This window comes from Streptomyces albidochromogenes, assembly GCF_005981925.1.
Lineage (GTDB): Bacteria > Actinomycetota > Actinomycetes > Streptomycetales > Streptomycetaceae > Streptomyces > Streptomyces albidochromogenes.
Window position 1 is genome coordinate 17,417 of sequence record NZ_VBVX01000027.1, and the last position, 19,443, is coordinate 36,859.

Sequence of the window (19,443 nt, forward strand, 5' to 3'; positions counted from 1 at the left end):
TGCACACGATACGGCCGCACGGTTTTGGCCCCGCCCGGAACCCGCGCTCCGAGGAGGCCCCGCGCCGGTACCGGCCGGGGGCCGGGTACGGATCGGCGTGCGGGCGAGCGGAGTTCACCTGATCGAGACCATCCTGCGCCGCGGCCGCCCCGTCGGCCTCCACGCGCACCTCGGCTCGGCCGCGAGGCGGATGGGCGGGCGCCGTACCGGTTCCAGGGGCTCCGTCAGCCGGTGCGCGGGCCCAGGTGGGTGGCGAACCAGTCCCCGGCGAGCCCGGCGACCTGCTCCAGCGCGCCCGGTTCCTCGAAGAGGTGCGTGGCGCCGGGGACCACGTCGAGGCGGTTCTCGCAGCGCAACTCCGCCTGGGCCCGCCGGTTGAGATCCAGCACCAGGGTGTCCCGGCCGCCCACGATGAGCAGCGTCGGCGCGCGTACGTCGCCGAGCCGCGGCCGGGCCAGGTCGGGCCGGCCGCCGCGCGAGACGACGGCCCCGATCTCCGCGCTGCCGGACGTGGCGGCGGCCGCGGCGGCCCGCAGCGCCGCCGCGGCCCCGGTGCTCGCCCCGAAGTAGCCGAGGGGCGCGGATGTACGGGTCCGCAGCCAGCGGGTGGTGTCCGCGAGCCGTCCGGCGAGGGTGTCGATGTCGAAGACGTTCGCCCGGTGGGCCTCCTCGGCGGGGGTGAGCAGATCGAGGAGCAGCGTGCCGAAGCCGGCCCGGTTGAGGGCCGTCGCCACCTGCCTGTTGCGCGGACTGCGGCGGCCGCTGCCGGAGCCGTGGGCGAACATGACGACCCCGCCGGCGCCCTCGGGCAGGGCGAGGTCCCCGGCGAGCCGGACGCCGTCGGCGTCCACCTCCACCTCTTCGGCCGCCTCCCCGGCCCGGCGCCGGGTGGCCGTCGGGCCGGCGGCCCGGGCCAGCAGCGCGACGACCTCCTCGTCGGAGGTCTGGGTGAAGTTCTCGTACCACTCGCCGACCGCACGGAACATGGCCGGAACGGACAGGCACACGACGTCGTCCGCCTGACCGCTCAGCCGCGCCACGGCGTCGGGCGCGGCCACCGGGACCGCGAGCACCACGCGGGCCGCGCCCTGCGCCCGTACGACCTCGCACGCGGCGGCCGCCGTGGCGCCGGTCGCGATCCCGTCGTCGACCACGACGGCGGTCCGCCCGCGCAGCGCCAGCCGGGGCCGGTCGCCCCGGAACCGCCGCGCCCGCCGGTCCAGCTCGGCCTTCTCGGTGCGTTCGACCGCAGCGGCCTCGTCCGGGCCCACCCCGCTGCGGCGGACGATGTCGTCGCTGATGACCCGCGCCCCGCCCTCGCCGATGGCGCCGAACCCCAGCTCGCGGTGGTAGGGGACGCCCAGTTTGCGTACGACGACCACGTCGAGGGGGGCGCCGAGCGTTCTGGCCACTTCGTAGGCCACCGGAACTCCGCCGCGCGGCAGGCCCAGTACGACGGGATCGTCGGCTTCCAGGTGTCGCAGGGCCACGGCCAGCCGTTGTCCCGCGTCGGCGCGATCGGTGAACAGCACGGTGGTTCACCCCCAACCCCAGGGGAGACAGAAACCACGTCCACACCCTCTTCGAACCAACCCCATCCGTCACCGCCGCGCAAGTCGGCGGCCCCGGGCAGTCGGCGTAACCGCTGTACGGCATACGGACCCGGCGGGACGCCCGGGCCTTGAGCCGCACCGGTTGCGGTTCGCTCGTCCGGGGGTGACGATGTGCCTGACCCACTGGTGACTATCGCTCACTCTTCGTGTTCGGGGATCGTTGCTGCAACGAGGTGAAGCATGTGGGCCTCGCGGTAAGGAGCCACGGCCATGACACTTCCCAGCGGCCGGAATTACGCGGTCGAACTGCACGTATCGGCGGAGCGCGTCTCGCAGATCCGGCGCATCGTTGCCGCTCACCTGCGGCACTGGAATCTCGAGCTGCACATCCAGCCGGTGTGCAGGGGTGTCGAGGAACTTCTGACCAATGTCCACCGCCATGTCGGCGACGACAACCGGTGTGTGGTCGAACTGCGCTGGACCGGCAGGCATCTCACGGTCTCGGTGGCCGACAACGGCCCCCCGATGCCACGCCTCGCCTCCGCCGGCGGAGGCGGACTCGCCGCCGTGGCCCGGCTGTGCGACAGCTGGGGGACCTGCGGCACCCCCGACGGCAAGGTCGTCTGGTTCACCCGGCGCGTCGCGGACGCGCACCACAGCCCCCTGGTGCCGTGCCCGCCCGTTCCGGGCGTGGGCGATGCCAAGGGGCAGCCGGAGCCGGCTCCCGCGCCCGCCCCGGCTCCGTCCGCCGCGTCCCCTGTCCCCGTCGCGGTTCCCGTGCTCGTCTAGCCCGGGAGGTCCGCGCCCGCCGCGGCTAACCGGGGAAGTCGCCGGACAGCGCGGCGGCCAGCCGCAGATGCGGCGCCGCCTCGCTGCCCCGGCCCTGCCGCTCCAAGGTGCGGCCCAGCATCAGCTGGGCGTAGTACTCGACCGGGCTGCGCTCCACGATGGAGCGCAGCTCGGTCTCCGCTTTGCCCAGCTGGGCGGAGTGGTAGTACGAGCGGGCGAGCAGCAGGCGGGGCGAGAGCTGCTCGGGGACCTCTTCGACCAGGCCGGTGAGGACGCGCGCGGCCTTGTCGTACTCCTTGGCCTCGAAGAAGAGTTGCGCCCGCGCCCAGCGTTCGGCGGCGGTGCCGTGGCTGTAGTAGACGTCGTTCGGATTCGTCCGTGCGGTCGCGGTCATCGGGACCCTCCTGTCGGCGCCCCGGGGGCCCGGGGCCGTGCGACATGCCCAACAGCGCGCAGTGGTTGAACATTCCACGAAGCTGGCGCGGTCAGTCCGCCGCGCGGCTGCTCTCGCCCAGGCCGGGCCCCAGCCGGTGCGCGGCCTCCCCCGGAGCGAGGCGCTCCACCACTTCGGCCAGTTCGTGGCAGGCCAGCTCGATCTTCGTGCGGACGTTCTGCTGCTCGGTGATGATCGCCGCCAACAGCAGCCCGGTCAGCGCCACCGAACCGTTGAGGGCCTGGAGGGTGAGCATGACCTCGAAGAGGCTGTGGTCGGCGAACGGTCCCACACGGTCGATCGCCGCCGAGATCGCCAGTACGGACACGAACATCGCGCACGGCGCGCTCCCCGCCAGGCGGAAGCGCAGGGCCGCCCAGATGAGGAGCGGGAAGGCGAGGAAGAGCAGGGACATCTCGCTCCGGGTGGCCAGCGGAACGACCACCGCGGCGGTCACCGCCAGCGCCGCGGCCTCCGCCCACCGGGACGCGTCGCGCGGCAGCCGGATCCGCCGGAGCACCACCAGCAGCGGCGTCACCACGAGCACGCCCATGGCGTCCCCCGCCCACCACGCCGCCCACACCGGCCAGAAATCGCCGAGCGGCAGATTGCGGGTGAGGACCAGCGTGCCGCAGCCCACGGTGGCGCTGATCAGCATCCCGCCCAGCGCGCCCAGGAAGACCAGCGCCACCCCGTCCCGCAGCCGGTTCAGCTCGGCGTGGTAGCCCACGCGGCGCAGCATCAGGTACGCGCACACCGGAGCCAGCGTGTTGCCCGCCATGATGGCGATCTCGGCGGGACGGAACGAGGTGAGCGACAGCATCACGAGAAGGGTGCCCAGCGCGATCCCCGGCCAGATCCGCAGCCCCATGTGGAGCAGGCAGCTGAGGGCGATCCCGGTGGGCGGCCACAGCGGCGTGACGACGGAACCCTCGACGGTCACCTGCTCCAGGAGACCGATCTGCCCGGCCGCGAAGTAGGCCGCGGCCACGCCGAGAATCCGAAGGACGACTCCGGACACGCGTCGGATCTCCTCGGGGCGCATCACACCAGCCATCAGACAACGCACGTGGCCGTGATCGCGGCCGTGACACGCCCCGCCGGGGCGCCCGCCTCACCCGGGCCGCTCCGCCGGCGGTGGTCCGTCGTAGGCCAGGACGAGCACCGCGGCGTCGTCCGCGTGGCCGGTGGAGTCCGCCACCTTCATCACCTGGGCGGCCAGCACGTCGGGATCGCCGCAGCACCCGGCGGAGACCAGGGCGGCCACCTGCTCCAGACCGGCCTCTATCGGGAACGACGGCCCCTCGACCACCCCGTCGGTGACCAGCACGAAGGACCCCGGTTGGGTCATCCGGCGCCGGGCGACCGGGTACTCCTCGCCGAGCATCAGCCCGAGCGGCAGTCCGCCCTCGTCCTCGGCGATCCCGCACCGGCCGTCGGCCGAGGCCCAGACGAGGGGCACATGACCGGCGCGGGCGCTCTCCAGCTCCTGGGTGGCCGGGTCGAAGCGCAGGAACGTACAGGTCGCGAAGAGGCTGCTGTCCACCGACAGCAGCAGCTCGTTCGCCCGCCGCAGCACCTCCCCGGGATCGGCTGCGGACACGGCCACCGCGCGCAGGCCGATCCGGACCTGGCCCATGAAAGCGGCCGCTTCCACGTCATGGCCCTGTACGTCACCGATGCAGAACGCCAGCGAACCGTCGGGGAGCGGGAACGCGTCGTACCAGTCGCCGCCGATGTCCAGGCCGTGCCGCGCGGGCGAGTACCGGGCCGCGACCCGCAGCCCGGGCACGGAGGGCAGTTCCGCCGGCAGCATCTCGCGCTGAAGCGCCTCGGCCAGTTCGACCCGCGCCTGTTGCAGCTCTGTGCCGGTACGAACCTGCTCCGTGAGCCGCCCGAGCCGGGTCAGCAGGTCGTCGGCGCTCGTGGGACGACGCCGGGTCATGGACCGCTCCGAGATTCATGGGCTCATGCGCGAACCACTGCCGTGAAACCGCGCGCGGCGGCACGCTCCATCGTATTTCCGGGACGCCACTTCCGCTCAGCGAGCATCCCGGCGGCGGGCGCGGCCTCGTCGATCCGGTGGGAAGGCCGCCGCCCGGCAGGGGCACCGGTGGTTCTCCCGAGCCGCGCGGGACGAGCCGGGCGGGCGTGTATCTCGACCGGGTCGGGCTCGGCGTCGTACGCGGCAGGCCCGCTGCCCGGGCCGGCTCATCCCCCACCGGGCCCGTATCACCCGTTGACTGACTCTTCATCACCGCGACATCCCTCGACACGTGCCGCGCAACGCGGTTCGGTAAGCCTTGCAATGGGCATGCCAATCTGGCCGCGCGCTGGACGTCGCGGCCGTCAGGAGGACGCAGTGAAGTCGAGTTCGTGGATGCGCAGGGCCCCGATCGTCCTGGCCGGCGCCGTGGCGCTGGTCATCGCCTTTCCGGGCAGCGCCCTCGCCGCCCCGCCCCCGGCGCTGCCGGCGGGCGCGGACGGACTGGAGCAGACGTTCCAGCCCGCCTTCGACTACGACACGGACGGCTGCTACCCGACCCCCGCGATAGGCCCCGACGGCACGGTGAACGGCGGCCTGAACCCCTCCGGCGCCCTCAACGGCCAGTGCCGCGACTCCTGGGACCTCGACAACACCAACGGATACGCGCGGTCCAAGTGCAACAACGGCTGGTGCGCGATCATGTACGGGCTCTACTTCGAGAAGGACCAGGCCGTGGCGGGCAGCGGCCTCGGCGGGCACCGCCACGACTGGGAGCACGTCGTGGTGTGGGTGCGGGACAACCAGGCCCAGTACGTCTCCACCTCCGCCCACGGCAGGTTCAACGTCCACGGCCGCGACCGGATCCGCTGGGACGGGACGCACCCCAAGGTCGTCTACCACAAGGACGGCCTGAGCACCCACTGCTTCCGGCCCGCGAACTCCAACGACGAGCCCCCGGAGAACCACTACCGCGGGTGGCAGTTCCCCCGGCTGGTCGGGTGGAACGGCTACCCCGCCGGAGTCCGCGACAAGCTCGTCCGGGCCGACTTCGGCAGCGCCGTCTTCGGCCTCAAGGACGGCAGCTTCGGCTCGCACCTGGAGAAGGCCAAGCCGTCCGGCATCCCCTTCGACCCCCACGCCGCCTGACCCCTCGTCAGCGTGACCGCCCTTCAGGGCGCGGGGGTGCCGGGGCGGGGGACCGGCACGGACTTCTCCGTCGGCGCGTACGGGGCGTACTGGGCGGCCTGGGTGCGGAACATCGCCGCGTAACGGCCGCCGGCCGCGATCAGCTCGTCGTGGCTGCCGTGCTCAGCCAGCCGGCCCCCGTGCAGGACGTAGATGGTGTCGGCGTGGCGCACGCCGGACATCCGGTGGGTGACCAGGACGACGGCCCGATCCGGGCCGGCCAGGCGGCGGATGCGCTCGAACGCCTCGATCTCCGCCTCGGGGTCGAGTGCGGAGGTCGGCTCGTCGACGATCAGCACGCTGTCGTGCGGACACGTGCCGGTGCGCCAGTGGGTACGGGCCAGGCCGATCTTCTGCCACTCCCCGCCGCTGATCTCCGACGCGCCGCGGAACACCCGGGCCAGCAGGGTCCGCAGCCCCTGGGGGAGCCTCGCGACGAGCGGTGCCGCTCCCGCATAGACGACCGAGGGCTCCAGGTCCTCGGGGGTGGCGGCGCGGTGGGGCCGCCCGATCCGGACGTTCATCGCCGCGGTCACCGGCCAGCGCTGGAAGTCCTGCGTGAGCAGGGAGACCCGTTCGAAGAGCTGGGCGCGGTCCAGGTCGCCCAGCTCCACGCCGCCCCAGCGCACCTCGCCGCTCTGCGGCAGCAGCAGCCCGGCGAGGACCTTCATCAGTGTGCTCTTGCCGGAGCCGTTCTCGCCGACCACCGCGATCACGGACCCCATCGGTACGGAGAGGGACACCTCGTCCAGCGCCGGCTCGTCCCGGTCGGGGTACCGGTAGCCGACCTTGTGCAGCGTCACGCCGTCCATCCGCACCGGCACGCCCGCTCCCCCCTGGGGGACGGCGCGCCCGGCCGCCTCGCGGAGGAACCGGTCGTGGTCCTGCACGTACAGCGACTCCTCGTGCAGTTCGTTGACGTTCATCACCAGCGCCCCGAGGCTCGCCGAGCCCGACCGTACGGCGATCACCGCCGTGCCGGCGACCGCGAGGTCCATCCGCCCGGTCACGATCAGCCAGCCCATCACCGCGTACGTGCCGGCCATGGCGACGCCGGAGAGCGCGGCGGCCACCAGTTCGGTGACCGCCTTGCCGTTGGCGAGCCGCTTCTGCTCGGTCTCGGCGCTCTCGGCCATGTCGCGGTAGCGGTCGAGGAGGAAAGGGCCGACCGCGTGGATGCGCACTTCCTGTGCGGCGGTGCGCTCGGTGAGCAGGCCGGCGATCAGACGGCTGGCCCGCATGTGCTCGACCCAGGTCATCACGGACACGTACCGCTCCTGCGCCACCCGCATCGCGCCCCAGCCGCGCGGGGCGGCGATCAGCAGCAGCATCGGCAGCAGCACGGGGTCGAGGACCGTGAGGATGCCCGCCGTGGCGATCAGCGCGATCGTGCCGTTGAGCGCGGCGACGCAGGCGCCGATCATCCGCCGGGCGGAGGCCGCCCCGTACTGCGCCACATCGATCAGCCGGCGGAAATCCGGGTCCTCGATGGCTTCCAGCTCCACCGCCGTGGCCGCGGCCAGGTACTCGGTGGTGGCCAGTCGCTCCACCAGCGGTTCCAGGCGCCCGGCCCTGGAGGTCGACCAGCCCGCCAGGCCGGCGTTGACCACGGCGACCACCGCCACGACCACCAGGCCCGGCAGGGCGGCACGCAACCGGTCGGCCGGGGCGCCGGAGCCGAGCAGGGCGTGCATCACCGCGTTGACCGCCAGCAGGGTCACCGCCGCCGCGACGCCCTGCCCGATCTCGCTCAGCCCCACGCCCAGCAGCGACGGCCGGTCCGCCCGCCAGGCCCGGCGCAGGGTCCCGCCGACCAGCCGCGGCATGGCCCGCAGGGCCGTCGGCATCGTCAGGTCGAGCTGCGCCCGCTCGTGCTCGGACCAGCCCATGTCGTACCGCAAAGGGCCCCCGAAGAGCTCGCGCTCCGCCTCCGAGACCGCGGGCTCGTGCATCCGTACCCGCCCGAAGAACCTCTTCACGCCGCATCGCTCCCGCCTGTGACCTGGGCGGTGCTGCCCGCTGATCGGTGCATGAGTCGAAGTTGCCCAGCGGCGCCCCGTTGTAGGCGCGGCGGCCACGAGGACGCGTGGCCGCCGTCACTTCCCGCCCCTCCCGCGGCCCCCTCGGCTGTGAGTCGGCCCATAGGCGCCAGATCACATACGAAGGCCGGTAGGAGGAGCCGGTGCGCGTTCTCACCGCTCAGGGCGGGCGCCGTCCGGCTCCCGGCGCCCTTTTCTACGTAGTCGGGCAGTACGGCGGGTCATTGCCGGGGCGCGAACCGGCCGCTAACCATGGATGCAGCCCGGGGAGTTCACCGCTCCCGACCGGCCGGGCACCGCTCGCTCCGGCCGTCGCAGACCTCGTAGCCAGCTCCGCTGTGCCTCGCCGGTCTCCGTGGCCGTCCCTGTTGCCTCCGAATGGAGTTCCTTCCGTATGCCCGCTCAGTCGCTGAACCCCGCCGCCCGTACCGTCCGGATCCGCAAGTTCTCCGTCTCGGCGCTGTGCGCCGCCGGAGCCGCAGCGGTGGCTCTGTCCGTCGCCCCGTCCCCCGCGCACGCCGCCGCCCCGGCACCGCAGAGCGTGGCCGCGTCGGCGAAGGTATCGGCGGCCGGCGTCTTCGCGCAGGCCGACGCCATCGCGGCGCAGGCGCTGAAGGCCGAGAAGGCCGCGAAGGCAGCGAAGGCCGCGAAGGCTGAGAAGGCTGAGAAGGCTGAGAAGGCCGACAAGGCGGCGAAGGCCAAGAAGGCGGCTTCGTACCCGGACAACCTGGACGGCTGGATCCGCGAGGCCCTGGCCATCATGAAGGACGAGGGCATTCCGGGCAGCTACGAGGGCCTGCACCGCAACATCATGCGCGAGTCCGGCGGCGACCCCGACGCGGCCAACGACTGGGACATCAACGCGCAGAACGGCACGCCTTCCAAGGGTCTCCTCCAGGTGATCCAGCCCACCTTCGACGCCTACCACGTCGAGGGCACGCCGAAGGAACTGACCGACCCGGTCGCCAACATCACCGCGGCCGCCAACTACGCCGCCGACCGGTACGGCTCGATCGACAACGTCGACTCCGCGTACTGAGCGACGCCGGCGACCCGCACCGCCCAGCCGCGTACGCAAGCGACGTAGCGGCACATGCCGCACGACAGCGCCCGGGCCCCCGGCCCGTGGCGAACGGTGAAGCACCGCGACGCGCCGCCCCGACTGGGGCGGCGCGTCGTCGCACTGTAGGGGCGGCGCGGGCGTGCCGATACCGCGCTCCGCGACGCACGACTCCGTCGGGGGCAAGGGCGGCCCGCCGGTGACGGGCGGTTCGCCCGCGGCGCCCACTCGGCCGCCGAGGCCCACTTGCCGCATCCATGTGCCGTCCCCGCGGGGAAGAGGTTGAGTGGGGGAGAGCGGCAGGGGAACGGCGGCGAACCGGCGGCGCCGGGCAGCGGCCGCCGGTCACGACGGAGGCGCGCCCATGACGCACAAGGACGGATCGCCGCACCTGCGGTGCCTGGTCACCGGCGCCACCGGATACATCGGCGGCCGGCTCGTCCCCGAACTGCTGGCCGCCGGGCACCAGGTGCGCTGTCTGGCCCGTACCCCGCAGAAACTGCGCGACCACCCCTGGGCCGACCGCGTCGAGGTGGTGCGCGGCGACGTCACCGACGAGGAGTCGGTCCGCGCGTCGATGCGGGACATCGACGTCGCGTACTACCTGGTGCACGCCCTCGGCACCGGTGCCGGCTTCGAGCGGACCGACCGCCGCGCCGCCGAGATCTTCGGCGAGCAGGCCCGCGCCGCCGGCGTCCGCCGCGTCGTCTACCTCGGCGGCCTGACCCCCCGGAACGTGCCGGCACGTGAACTGTCGCCGCATCTGCGCTCGCGCGCCGAGGTGGGCGCGATCCTGCTGCGCTCCGGCGTCCCGACGACCGTACTGCGCGCGGCGGTCATCATCGGCTCCGGTTCGGCCTCCTTCGAGATGCTCCGCTACCTCACGGAACGCCTGCCTGTGATGGTCACGCCCAGCTGGGTGCGCACCCGCATCCAGCCCATCGCCGTCCGGGACGTCCTGCGCTACCTCGTCGGCAGCGCGCTCATGCCCCCCGAGGTGAACCGCGCGTTCGACATCGGCGGCGCGGACGTCGTCACGTACCGCGACATGATGCGCGGGTACGCCGCCGCCGCCGGGCTGCCCCGGCGGCTCATCGTCCCCGTGCCCGTCCTGACGCCCGGACTGTCCAGCCACTGGGTCGGCCTGGTCACCCCGGTGCCCCGGCAGATCGCCCGCCCGCTGGCCGAGTCGCTGCGCCACGAGGTCGTGTGCGACGAGCACGACATCGCCGCGTACGTCCCCGACCCGCCGGGCTCCCCGATCGGCGTCGACCAGGCCCTCGCCCTGGCACTCCAGCGGGTGCGCGAGACCCGGGTCACCACCCGCTGGTCCTCCGCGTCGGTGCCCGGCGCGCCCAGTGACCCGCTGCCCACCGACCCCGACTGGGCCGGCGGCAGCCTCTACACCGACCGGCGGGAGCGGACCGTCGACGCCTCCCCGCAGGCCCTGTGGACGGTGATCGAGGGGGTCGGCGGTGAGAACGGCTGGTATTCGTTCCCCCTCGCGTGGGCCGTGCGCGGCTGGGCGGACCGCCTGGTCGGCGGTGTGGGGCTCAGGCGCGGCCGGCGCGACGCCCACCGGCTGCGGGTGGGCGACTCGCTGGACTTCTGGCGGGTCGAGGAGATCGACCGCGGCAGGCTGCTCCGGCTGCGGGCGGAGATGCGGCTTCCGGGCCTCGCCTGGCTGGAGATGTACGCCGAGCAGGACGAGGCCGGGCGCACCCGCTACCGGCAGCGGGCCCTGTTCCACCCCCACGGCCTGCTCGGGCACGCCTACTGGTGGAGCGTCTCGCCGTTCCACGCCGTCGTCTTCGGAGGCATGGCCCGCAACATCGCCCTCGCCGCCGCCGGCCGCCCGGACGGGGAACGGCCCGCCGAAGCGGACACCGCGCGGTGAGGGGCCGCACCGGCCCAGGCGGACCACGCCCGCTCAGCCCACCACCCCCCGGGCGATGCCCAGCTCCACCAGGTCGTGCGGTCGCAGCCGCAGCAGATCGGCGGTCCGCGGCACCTGCCCGGGGGCGCGCTTGAGGATGGCGGCGGCCGCCTCCGGGGCGATGACCGAGAAGTAGCTGTCGGGAGCGGCCCAGAGGTTGCCGGGTGCGGCCAGCGCGAGCGCGCCGCCCGACCCGCCCTCGCCGATCAGGAGCGTGGTGAGCGGCACGCGCGCGGTGGCCATGGCGTCGAACAGCTCCGCGATGGCGGCGCCCGCGCCCGCCCGCTCGGCCTCGGCGTCGTTGGCCGCGCCCGGTGTGTCGACGAGGGTCAGCACCGGAATGCCCAGCCGGTCGGCGAGGCGCACCAGACGGGCGGCGGTGCGGAAGCCGGCGGGGAGCGTCGCGGTGCCGCACTGGGCGGCGTACGCGACGGCCCGGCCCTGCCGCAGCCCGAATCCGCAGCGCATGCCCGGGTCCGTGCCCCCGCAGCGGTCACCGCTGATCTCCTGGACCCGGTCGAAGTACGCAGCGAGGTACGCGTCGGCGCGCGGCCGCCTGGGGGAGCGGGCCCGTACGACCGCCTCCCAGCCGGTGCGGGCGGGCGGCTCCCCCGTCGGGCGCGCGCCGAGCGGGCCGGGGGGCTCGGGCCGCCCTTCCCAGGGCGGCGCGCCCAGGTGGCCGAGCCACCGCGCCAGGGCCTCCCGCAGGTCCTCACGGCGTACGACCGCGTCGATCTGCCCGGCGGCGAGCTGCCCTTCGGCGGTGTACGCCGCCGGGTCGGCGTCCGGCGGCCGGACCCGCGACCCGGCGAAGCCGACCTGCGCCCCGGGCAGGGCCAGGATCACGTCCGCCCCGGCGCCGAGCGTCGCCCATCCGCCTCCGGTGGCGGGGTCGCGCAGGACGGCGACCTGCGGCACCCCGGACGCGCGCAGCAGCGCGGACTGGCGGGCCACGCGCTGGAGTTGGACCAGGGCCCGCATGCCCTCCTGCATCCGGCTGCCGCCGGTGGCGATCAGGGAGACCAGCGGGAGGCGCCGCTCGCGGGCCGCGGTGTACGCGGCCTCCAGGCGCTCACCCGTGCGTTCGCCGAGGGAACCGCCGAGGAACCCGAACTCGAAGGACACGACGACCGCTCGCGCGCCGCCGATCGAGCCGGTCCCGCAGACGACCGACTCCCGCTCGCCGGTGCGTTCCCCGGCGCGGGCCAGGGACTGTCCGTACCCCGGCCACCCGATCGGGCCGTCGACGCCCGCAAGCCGCTCCGGGCCCGCCGCGTCGGCCAGTTCGGTGAAGTCCGCCCCGTCCACGACCGCGGCGATCGCCTCGCGGGCCGTCCAGGTGTCAGCCATGCCGCAGCGCCCGCTTCATGATCTTCCCCATGTCGTTGCGCGGCAGCGTGTCCAGCAGGCGGACCTCGCGGGGCCGCTTGTGCGGCGCAAGCTGACGCGCCACGTGCCCGGCCAACGCGTCGGCGGTGGGCGGGTTGTGCCTGTCCGAAGGGACGATCCAGGCGACGATCCGCTCACCGAGATCCGGGTCCGGCTCCCCGGTGACCGCCGCCTCCCGCACGCCCGGATGGTCGAGGAGCGCGTTCTCGATCTCCCCGGCGCCGATCTTGTAACCGCCGCTCTTGATGAGGTCGGTGGCCTTGCGGCCGACGATCCGCACCTGACCGTCCGGGTCGCGTGTCGCCATGTCGCCGGTCCGGAACCACTCGCCGTCGAAGGCCGCTGCCGTCGCGTCCGGCCGGTTCAGGTACGCGGTGAACAGGTTCGGCCCCCGCACCTGGATCTCGCCGACGCTCTCGCCGTCGTACGCCGTGATCTCCTCGCCCGACTCCTCGACGAGACGCAGCTCCACACCGTCGAGCGGCACACCGACCGTGCCCGGCCTGGGATCGCCGTCGACGCGGACGCTCGTGTTCATCAGGGTCTCCGTCATGCCGTACCGCTCGACGACGCGCCGCCCGGTCGCGGCGGCGATCCGCTCGTGGTCGCGCACGGGCAGCGCGGCCGACCCGGACACCAGCAGACGCGCACCGGACAGCGCCCCGGCGAGCGCCGGGTCGCCCGGCAGCGCTTCGGCGATGCGGTGGTACATGGTCGGGACGCCGAAGAACATCGTCCCGTGGGCGGCCAGTTCACGGGCCAGGGCGTCCGTTTCGAACCGGCCGAGGTGGTGGACGGCGCCGCCGCGCCGCAGCGGCCCGAGGACGCCCAGGATCAGACCGTGCACGTGGAACAGGGGCAGCGCGTGGACCAGTACGTCGTCCCCGGTCCACCGCCAGGCGTCGGCGAGCGCGTCGAGGGTGGCAGTGATCGCCCGGCGCGGCAGGACGGCGCCCTTCGGGGGCCCGGTGGTGCCGGAGGTGTACACGATGAGCGCGGGGGCCTCGGCGGGCGGCTCGGGCGGAAGCGGCGCGCCGCCCGTCGCGCGTACGTCGACGTCGACGCGCTCCAGGGCGTCGAGTGCCGGCGGGAGCCGGTCTCCCGGAGCGGCCAGCACCCGTGACGGCGCGCTGTCCGAGACGATGTGCGCCAGCTCGCGCGCACCGGTCTTCGGGTTGAGAGGTACGGCCGGCACGCCGGCGAGGAGCGCGCCGACCACGCCGACGGCGGTCTCCAGGGTCGCCGTGGCCCAGACGGCGACCCGCTCCGCCCCCCGGAGCCGGCCGGCCGTCACACCGGCGGCCTCGGCCAGCTCGGCGTGGGTCAGCGACCGGTCGCCGAAGCGCAGCGCCTGCCGGTTCGAGCCCGCGGCCAGGGCCGGAAAGAGAGAGGACACGCGTCGTACTCCTTGCTGTGCGGCAGCCGGGAACCTGGCGACCGACGATAACCGGGCGCCGCGCCGACGGGTCGAAAACCGGCGACGGCAGGGCGGCGAAGGGCTCCGAGGCGATGCCTCGGATAAGGTGTTTGAGGAGAAATGCGCCCTCCCGGGGTTAGGTCGATGCGTTGGACACACACCAGTCGTCGGGCGATGTGCCGGGACAGCCCCCGGGGGTTGTCGGGTACGCGGGCGTGCTCCGTGAGCTGCTGCCGATCGCCCTGTGGCGCGAGGACGTCGACGGGCGGATCGTGGAGTGGTCGCTCGCCGCGCGGGACCTGCTCGGCCACCAGCCCGAGGACGTCCTCGGCCGGTCCGCGGCGGCCCTGCTGGTGCCCGACGCCAACCGCGAACTGGCCGATCGGCTGACGCGGCGCGTCCAGGCGGGCGAGACCGTGGTCGGCACCCTGCCGGTGCGCCACCGCGACGGCCACGACGTGACGATGGAGATGTGGATCGTCCCCGCCACCGATCCGCGGGGGCGGCCCGGCACCCTGCTGATCGCCGTCGAGACCTCCGAGGTCCTGCACATGCGGGACTCCCTGGCGGCCCTGGAAAGCCTCTTCACCCAGTCGCCCATCGGCCTGGCCACGCTCGGCCCCGACCTGCGGTTCCTGCGGGTCAACGACGCCCTCGCCCGGATGAACGGCGTCCGCGCCGACGAGCACCTGGGCAAGCGGCTCACCGAGGTCGTGCCCGGGGTCAACGCCACGGCGCTGGAGGCGATGATGCGGCAGGTCCTGGACCGGGGCACCCCCGTCGTCGACGCCCGCAGGACCGGCCGTACCCCCGCCGACCCCGACCGCGAACGCACCTGGTCCTGTTCGTACGCACCACTGCTCGACAACGCCGGCCGCCGGCTGGGTCTGATCGCCTCCCTGATCGACATCACCGAGGGCCAGCAGGCGCAGATCGAGGCCGAACGGGCCCGCCACCGCTTCGCCCTGCTCGCCGAGGCCGGCACCCGGGTCGGCACCACGCTGGACCTGCGGCAGACCTCCGAGGAGATCGTGCAACTGCTGGTGCCCCGGTTCGCCGACTCGGCCGACGTACAACTGCTGGAAGAGGTCCTCGAACCGGACGAGGCCGCCGCGTCCACCCGCGGCGTGGTGCGCCGGATGGCGGCGGCATTCCCCGATCCGTCCGCGCCCACGGCGACCCTGGTGCCCGGCACCACCTCCCGCATTCCGCTCGGCTCGCTGTACGAGCGCGTCATCGCCGACGGCCGGCCGATGAACCTCTACCAGTCCGACGTGCCGGCGCTGATCACCGACCCCCGGGCCGACAGCCTGCGCGCCTACCTCATGACCCTCGGCTCCGCGCGGCTGATCCCCCTCGTCGCCCGCGGCCGGGTGCTCGGCGCGGTCGTCGTCACGCGCGTTCGCAGCCGCGACCCGTTCGACGAACAGGACTGCGTCCTCCTCGACGAGCTGGTCGCCCGCGCCGCGCTGAACATCGACAACGCGCGCATGTACACCAGCCAGCGGGCGGCGGCCCTCACATTGCGGCAGAGCCTGACGAACAGCGCGCTGCCCGACGTCACCGGCCTCGAACTCACCGGGCGCTACCTGCCCGCCAGCGACCACGCCGTCGGCGGCGACTGGTTCGACGTCATCGCGCTGCCGGACGGGAGGACCGGCCTGGTGATCGGGGACGTGATGGGCCACGGGATCCACGCGGCGGCGGTCATGGGACAGCTGCGCACGGCCGTGCGCACCCTCGCCCGGCACGGCATCGCCCCCGCCGAGATGCTCCGCTCCCTCGACGCCGTGGTGGCCGACGTGGGGGAGGACGAGATGGCGACCTGCGTGTACGCCGTCCACGACCCGGTGGCCGGGGAGTGCGTGATCGCCAGGGCGGGCCACCCCCCGCCGGCGGTGGCGACGGCCGGCGGGGACCTCGCGTTCCTCGGCGGCTCGCCGGGCGTGCCGCTGGGCACCGGCGGACGGGACTTCCGGACCCAGCGGGTGGCGCTGCCGCCGGGCAGCCTGCTGGTGCTCTACACCGACGGCCTCATCGAGGCGCGGGACCGTGACCTCGACGAGGGCATGGGCAAGCTCGCGCAGGCACTCGCCCGCCGCGACCGGCCGCTGGAGGAACTGTGCGACAGCGTCCTCGAACAGTTGCTGCCCCGCCCGGCGCTGGACGACGTGGCGGTGCTCCTGGCCCGCACCCGGCGGACCTGAGCCTCAGACGGTGTCGATGTCGATCTCGTCGATGTCGAAGAACCCGAGGAACTCCTGCTCCGGCTCTCCCGAGTCGCCCGGCAGCGCCTGCTCGGCCCAGATGACCTTGCCCGCCGACGTGTACCGGGTGCCCCACCGCTGGCTCAGCTGCGCCACGAGGAACAGTCCTCGTCCGCCCTCGTCCGTGGTGGCCGCGTACCGCAGATGGGGTGAGGTGCTGCTCGCGTCGGACACCTCGCAGGTCAGGGTGCGGTCACGCAGCAGTCGCATCCGGACCGGGGCGGAGCCGTAGCGGATGGCGTTGGTGATCAGCTCGCTGAGGATCAGCTCCGTACCGAACGCGAGAGCCGACAGATCCCATTCGGCCAGCTTCTTCGCGGCGACGGCTCGCATCGCGGCGACCGCGCTCGGCTCGAACGGCACGTCCCACTCGGCGACACGGTCCGGGCCGAGTGTCCGGGTACGGGCGACGAGCAGAGCCACGTCGTCGCGCGGACGGGCCGGCAGCAGGACATCCAGAATCGCCCGGCAGCTCTCCTCCGGGTGCCGGTCCGGATGGCGGCTCAGGGCCGAGCGCAGCAGCTCAAGCCCCTCGTCGATGTCCCGGGTGCGGTCCTCGATCAGACCGTCGGTGTAGAGCACGAGCTGGCTGCCCTCGGCCAGCACCAGCTCGGCCGTCTCGAACGGCATCCCGCCCAGCCCCAGCGGCGGCCCGGTCGGCAGCTGGAAGATCTCCACGGGCCCGTCGGGGTGGACGACCAGCGGCGGCGGGTGCCCCGCCCGTGCCATGACGCAGCGCCGGGTCACCGGGTCGTACACGGCGTACAGACAGGTGGCGCCCAGCATGCCGTCGTCGTCGGCGTCCGCGCCGTCCTCGCCGTTGTGGTCGATGCGCTGCACGAGGTCGTCGAGCCGGGACAGCAGTTCGTCGGGCGGCAGGTCGAGGGACGAGAAGTTGTGGACCGCCGTGCGCAGCCGCCCCATGGTGGCCGCGGCGTGCAGTCCGTGGCCCACCACGTCGCCCACGACGAGAGCGACGCGGCTGCCCGACAGCGGGATCACGTCGAACCAGTCACCGCCCACCCCGGACTGCGCGGGCAGGTAGTAGTGCGCCACCTCGACGGCGCTGTGCTCGGGGAGCCCGCGCGGCAGCAGGCTGCGCTGGAGCGCCACGGCGACGGCGTGCTCGCGGGTGTAGCGGCGGGCGTTGTCGATGCTCACGGCGGCCCGCGCGACCAGCTCCTCGGCCAGGGACAGGTCGTCGTCGTCGAAGGGTTCCTGCTTCTCCATGCGCCAGAAGTTGACGAGTCCGAGGACGACGCCCCGCGCCTTGAGGGGCGCCGTGATCAGGGAATGGATCCCGTAGTCGATGATGCTCTGCGCCACGGGCGGGTCCTGGGCGTACCACCCCGGCGCGTCGGACAGGTCGGGCACCAGCTCGGCCTGGCCGCTGCCGAGCCCGCGCGCCTGGGGGGTCGACGGCAGGAAGTCGATCAGCTTGCCGCGCGGATAGAGCGGCTGGTCGTCGCGGATGCCGCCGACCGCCGTACGCCGCAGGTCGGCGCCGGTGCCGGTCGGCTCGTCGCCGTGCAGCACCTGGTCCGCCAGATCGACGGTCACGAAGTCCGCGAACCGGGGTACGGCGACGTCCGCCAGCTCCTCGGCCGTCCGCCGCACGTCGAGCGTGGTGCCGATGCCGACCCCCGCGTCGTACAGCAGTTGCAGGCGACGGCGTGCCGCGTCGGCCCGGCCCGTCAGGACGCGCATCTCGGTGGAGTCGCGGATGGTGACGGCGGACCCCTCCGGCTGGCCGTGCGGCTTCGTCGGCCGCTGGTTGACCACCAGCAGCCGGTCCCCGGCCGAGAGGACCTCGTCCGTGGCCTCCCGGCCGGACAGCAGGAGGGCGGCCATCTGCTCGTCGAGATGGGGGAGCTGCCCGACGTGCCGGCCCTCCGCGTCGGGCGGGAGGCCGAGCAGCCGCTTCGCCTCGTCGTTGGCGAGCAGCAGTCGGCCGTCGCCGTCGGTGATCAGGACGCCTTCCCGGACGGCGTGCAGGACCGCGTCGTGGTGTTCGTACATGCGGGTCATCTCAAGGGTGCCGAGCCCGTGGGTCTGCCGCCGCAGCCGCCTGGCGACCAGGGCCGTGCCGGCGGTGGCCACGGCCAGGGCGGCCGCGCTGACGCCGAGGATGACCGGGAGCTGCCGCTCGACCACGCCGCTGACGTTCTGCACGGTGAGACCCGCCGAGACCAGCGCCACGACCTCGCCGTCGTCGGCCGTGACCGGGACGACGGCCTGGATCTCCTGGCCGAGCGGCCCTTCCACGCTCTCGGTGTGGACCCGGCCGGCCAGGGACGGCTCGATCGTGCCGACGAACCGTTCGCCGATCCGGTCGGGCTGGGGGTGCGTGTAGCGGATCCCGCCGGTGTCCATCACCACGATGAAGTCGACGCCCGCCCGCTCCCGCGTCTCCTCCGCGAGCGGCTGGAGGATCTCGGACGGGTCCGGGGCCCTCAGCGCCTCCTGGAGTCCCAGCGAGCGGCCGAACGTCTCGGCGACCGCGATCGACCGGTTGCGGGCCTCACGCTCGCCGTCGTGGCGCGACTGGAGCACCAGGGCCAGCACGGCACCGGCGGCGAGCAGCAGCACGACCGCCACCTGGAGGACGAAGACCTGCCCGGCGACGCTTCGCGGGCGCTTCCCGGTCAGTGACCGCACCGACCCGCCCGGCACGAGGTGAAACGATCGACCACAGTCTCATTTGTACCCCGGCGCCGCTCCGGCGACCAGGCGGTGCGCGGACCCGCCGGCGCGCCGGTGCACTCGTGCGGCGGGTGAGCCGCGTCTCACCCGGGCCGTGCCGCTTGTCTATGCAACGAGTTGCATAGAAGGATCGGGGCATGGCGCTCGAACACGCGATTCTCGTCTCCCTGCTGGAGAAGCCGGGCTCCGGCTACGAGCTGGCCCGGCGGTTCGAGCGGTCCATCGGGTACTTCTGGAACGCCACCCACCAGCAGATCTACCGCGTCCTCAAGCGGATGGAGAGCGACGGCTGGATCGACGTCCGCGAAGTGCCGCAGCAGGCACGGCCGGACAAGAAGGAGTACTCCGTCGCCGCCGCCGGCCGGGCCGCGCTCCACGGGTGGCTGAACGAGCCGATCGAACCCGAGAGCGTCCGGCACGACCTCGCCGTGAAGATCCGCGGCGCGGCCTTCGACGACCCGGCCGCGCTGATCAGTGAGGTCGAGCGGCACCGCCAGGCCCACACCGACCGGCTCGCGCACTACCTGGCAGGGGAGCGGCGTGATTTCACCGGCCCCGAGGCGCCCGGGCCGCCCGACGCCGGCCGGGAGCTCCAGCATGTCGTCCTGCGCGGCGGAATCGCGTACGAGCGGATGATGCTCGGCTGGCTCGACGACGTACTCGCCACCCTCCACCGGCTCGCCGC

Annotated in this window: 14 protein-coding genes; 6 read left to right on the plus strand and 8 right to left on the minus strand. The window is 73.8% G+C overall.

The window, feature by feature from the left end; all coding sequences use genetic code 11:
- Nucleotides 1-224: 224 nt before the first annotated feature.
- Nucleotides 225-1,532, minus strand: a complete 1,308-nt coding sequence (locus E2E34_RS06065; RefSeq protein WP_138900879.1) for an alpha/beta family hydrolase — start codon at nucleotides 1,530-1,532, stop codon at nucleotides 225-227.
- Nucleotides 1,533-1,823: 291 nt separating this feature from the next.
- Here E2E34_RS06065 and E2E34_RS06070 point away from each other — a divergent pair, with 291 nt between their 5' ends.
- Nucleotides 1,824-2,342, plus strand: coding sequence for an ATP-binding protein (locus E2E34_RS06070; RefSeq protein ID WP_138900880.1), 519 nt, complete (start codon nucleotides 1,824-1,826; stop codon nucleotides 2,340-2,342).
- A gap of 25 nt (nucleotides 2,343-2,367) precedes the next feature.
- On the opposite strand, the gene E2E34_RS06075 is transcribed toward E2E34_RS06070, so the two are convergent.
- From E2E34_RS06075 to E2E34_RS06085, 3 genes are all read right to left on the minus strand, one after another.
- Nucleotides 2,368-2,736: a tetratricopeptide repeat protein gene (locus E2E34_RS06075; protein ID WP_138900881.1), complete on the minus strand. Its 369-nt coding sequence runs from the start codon at nucleotides 2,734-2,736 to the stop codon at nucleotides 2,368-2,370.
- 91 nt (nucleotides 2,737-2,827) lie between these two features.
- Nucleotides 2,828-3,823, minus strand: a complete 996-nt coding sequence (locus E2E34_RS06080; protein ID WP_425573312.1) for an MASE1 domain-containing protein — start codon at nucleotides 3,821-3,823, stop codon at nucleotides 2,828-2,830.
- A gap of 66 nt (nucleotides 3,824-3,889) precedes the next feature.
- Nucleotides 3,890-4,720, minus strand: a complete 831-nt coding sequence (locus tag E2E34_RS06085) for a PP2C family protein-serine/threonine phosphatase (protein WP_138900882.1) — start codon at nucleotides 4,718-4,720, stop codon at nucleotides 3,890-3,892.
- A 417-nt stretch (nucleotides 4,721-5,137) separates the two neighbouring features.
- On the opposite strand from E2E34_RS06085, the gene E2E34_RS06090 reads away from it, so the two are divergent.
- Nucleotides 5,138-5,908 (plus strand): NPP1 family protein, encoded by a 771-nt coding sequence (locus E2E34_RS06090; RefSeq protein WP_138900883.1) that lies wholly within the window; start codon nucleotides 5,138-5,140, stop codon nucleotides 5,906-5,908.
- A 23-nt stretch (nucleotides 5,909-5,931) separates the two neighbouring features.
- On the opposite strand, the gene E2E34_RS06095 is transcribed toward E2E34_RS06090, so the two are convergent.
- Nucleotides 5,932-7,899 (minus strand): ABC transporter ATP-binding protein, encoded by a 1,968-nt coding sequence (locus E2E34_RS06095; protein WP_138900892.1) that lies wholly within the window; start codon nucleotides 7,897-7,899, stop codon nucleotides 5,932-5,934.
- A 481-nt stretch (nucleotides 7,900-8,380) separates the two neighbouring features.
- On the opposite strand from E2E34_RS06095, the gene E2E34_RS06100 reads away from it, so the two are divergent.
- Both E2E34_RS06100 and E2E34_RS06105 read left to right on the plus strand, forming a co-directional pair.
- Nucleotides 8,381-9,025, plus strand: coding sequence for a transglycosylase SLT domain-containing protein (locus tag E2E34_RS06100; RefSeq protein WP_138900884.1), 645 nt, complete (start codon nucleotides 8,381-8,383; stop codon nucleotides 9,023-9,025).
- Between the two features lie 385 nt (nucleotides 9,026-9,410).
- On the plus strand, nucleotides 9,411-10,943 hold the full coding sequence (locus E2E34_RS06105) for an SDR family oxidoreductase (RefSeq protein ID WP_138900885.1): 1,533 nt from the start codon (nucleotides 9,411-9,413) through the stop codon (nucleotides 10,941-10,943).
- Between the two features lie 33 nt (nucleotides 10,944-10,976).
- Here E2E34_RS06105 and E2E34_RS06110 read toward each other — a convergent pair whose 3' ends face one another.
- Complete coding sequence (locus E2E34_RS06110; protein ID WP_138900886.1) at nucleotides 10,977-12,332, minus strand: carboxyl transferase domain-containing protein; 1,356 nt, start codon at nucleotides 12,330-12,332, stop codon at nucleotides 10,977-10,979.
- Nucleotides 12,325-13,767: an acyl-CoA synthetase gene (locus E2E34_RS06115; RefSeq protein ID WP_138900887.1), complete on the minus strand. Its 1,443-nt coding sequence runs from the start codon at nucleotides 13,765-13,767 to the stop codon at nucleotides 12,325-12,327. The genes E2E34_RS06110 and E2E34_RS06115 overlap by 8 nt, the downstream gene beginning before the upstream one ends.
- Before the next feature lie 170 nt (nucleotides 13,768-13,937).
- Here E2E34_RS06115 and E2E34_RS06120 point away from each other — a divergent pair, with 170 nt between their 5' ends.
- Nucleotides 13,938-15,995 carry a SpoIIE family protein phosphatase gene (locus tag E2E34_RS06120; RefSeq protein WP_138900888.1) on the plus strand — a complete coding sequence of 686 codons (2,058 nt, stop codon included), beginning with the start codon at nucleotides 13,938-13,940 and terminating at the stop codon, nucleotides 15,993-15,995.
- Between the two features lie 3 nt (nucleotides 15,996-15,998).
- Here the strand turns inward: E2E34_RS06120 and E2E34_RS06125 are convergent, their stop codons facing one another.
- The gene (locus tag E2E34_RS06125; protein ID WP_167518223.1) at nucleotides 15,999-18,713 is read right to left on the minus strand and encodes a SpoIIE family protein phosphatase/ATP-binding protein; all 2,715 of its coding nucleotides are present in this window, start codon (nucleotides 18,711-18,713) and stop codon (nucleotides 15,999-16,001) included.
- Nucleotides 18,714-18,895: 182 nt separating this feature from the next.
- Between E2E34_RS06125 and E2E34_RS06130 the strand changes: the two genes are divergently transcribed.
- On the plus strand, nucleotides 18,896-19,443 hold a 548-nt coding region (locus E2E34_RS06130), incomplete at its 3' end, for a PadR family transcriptional regulator (protein WP_138900890.1).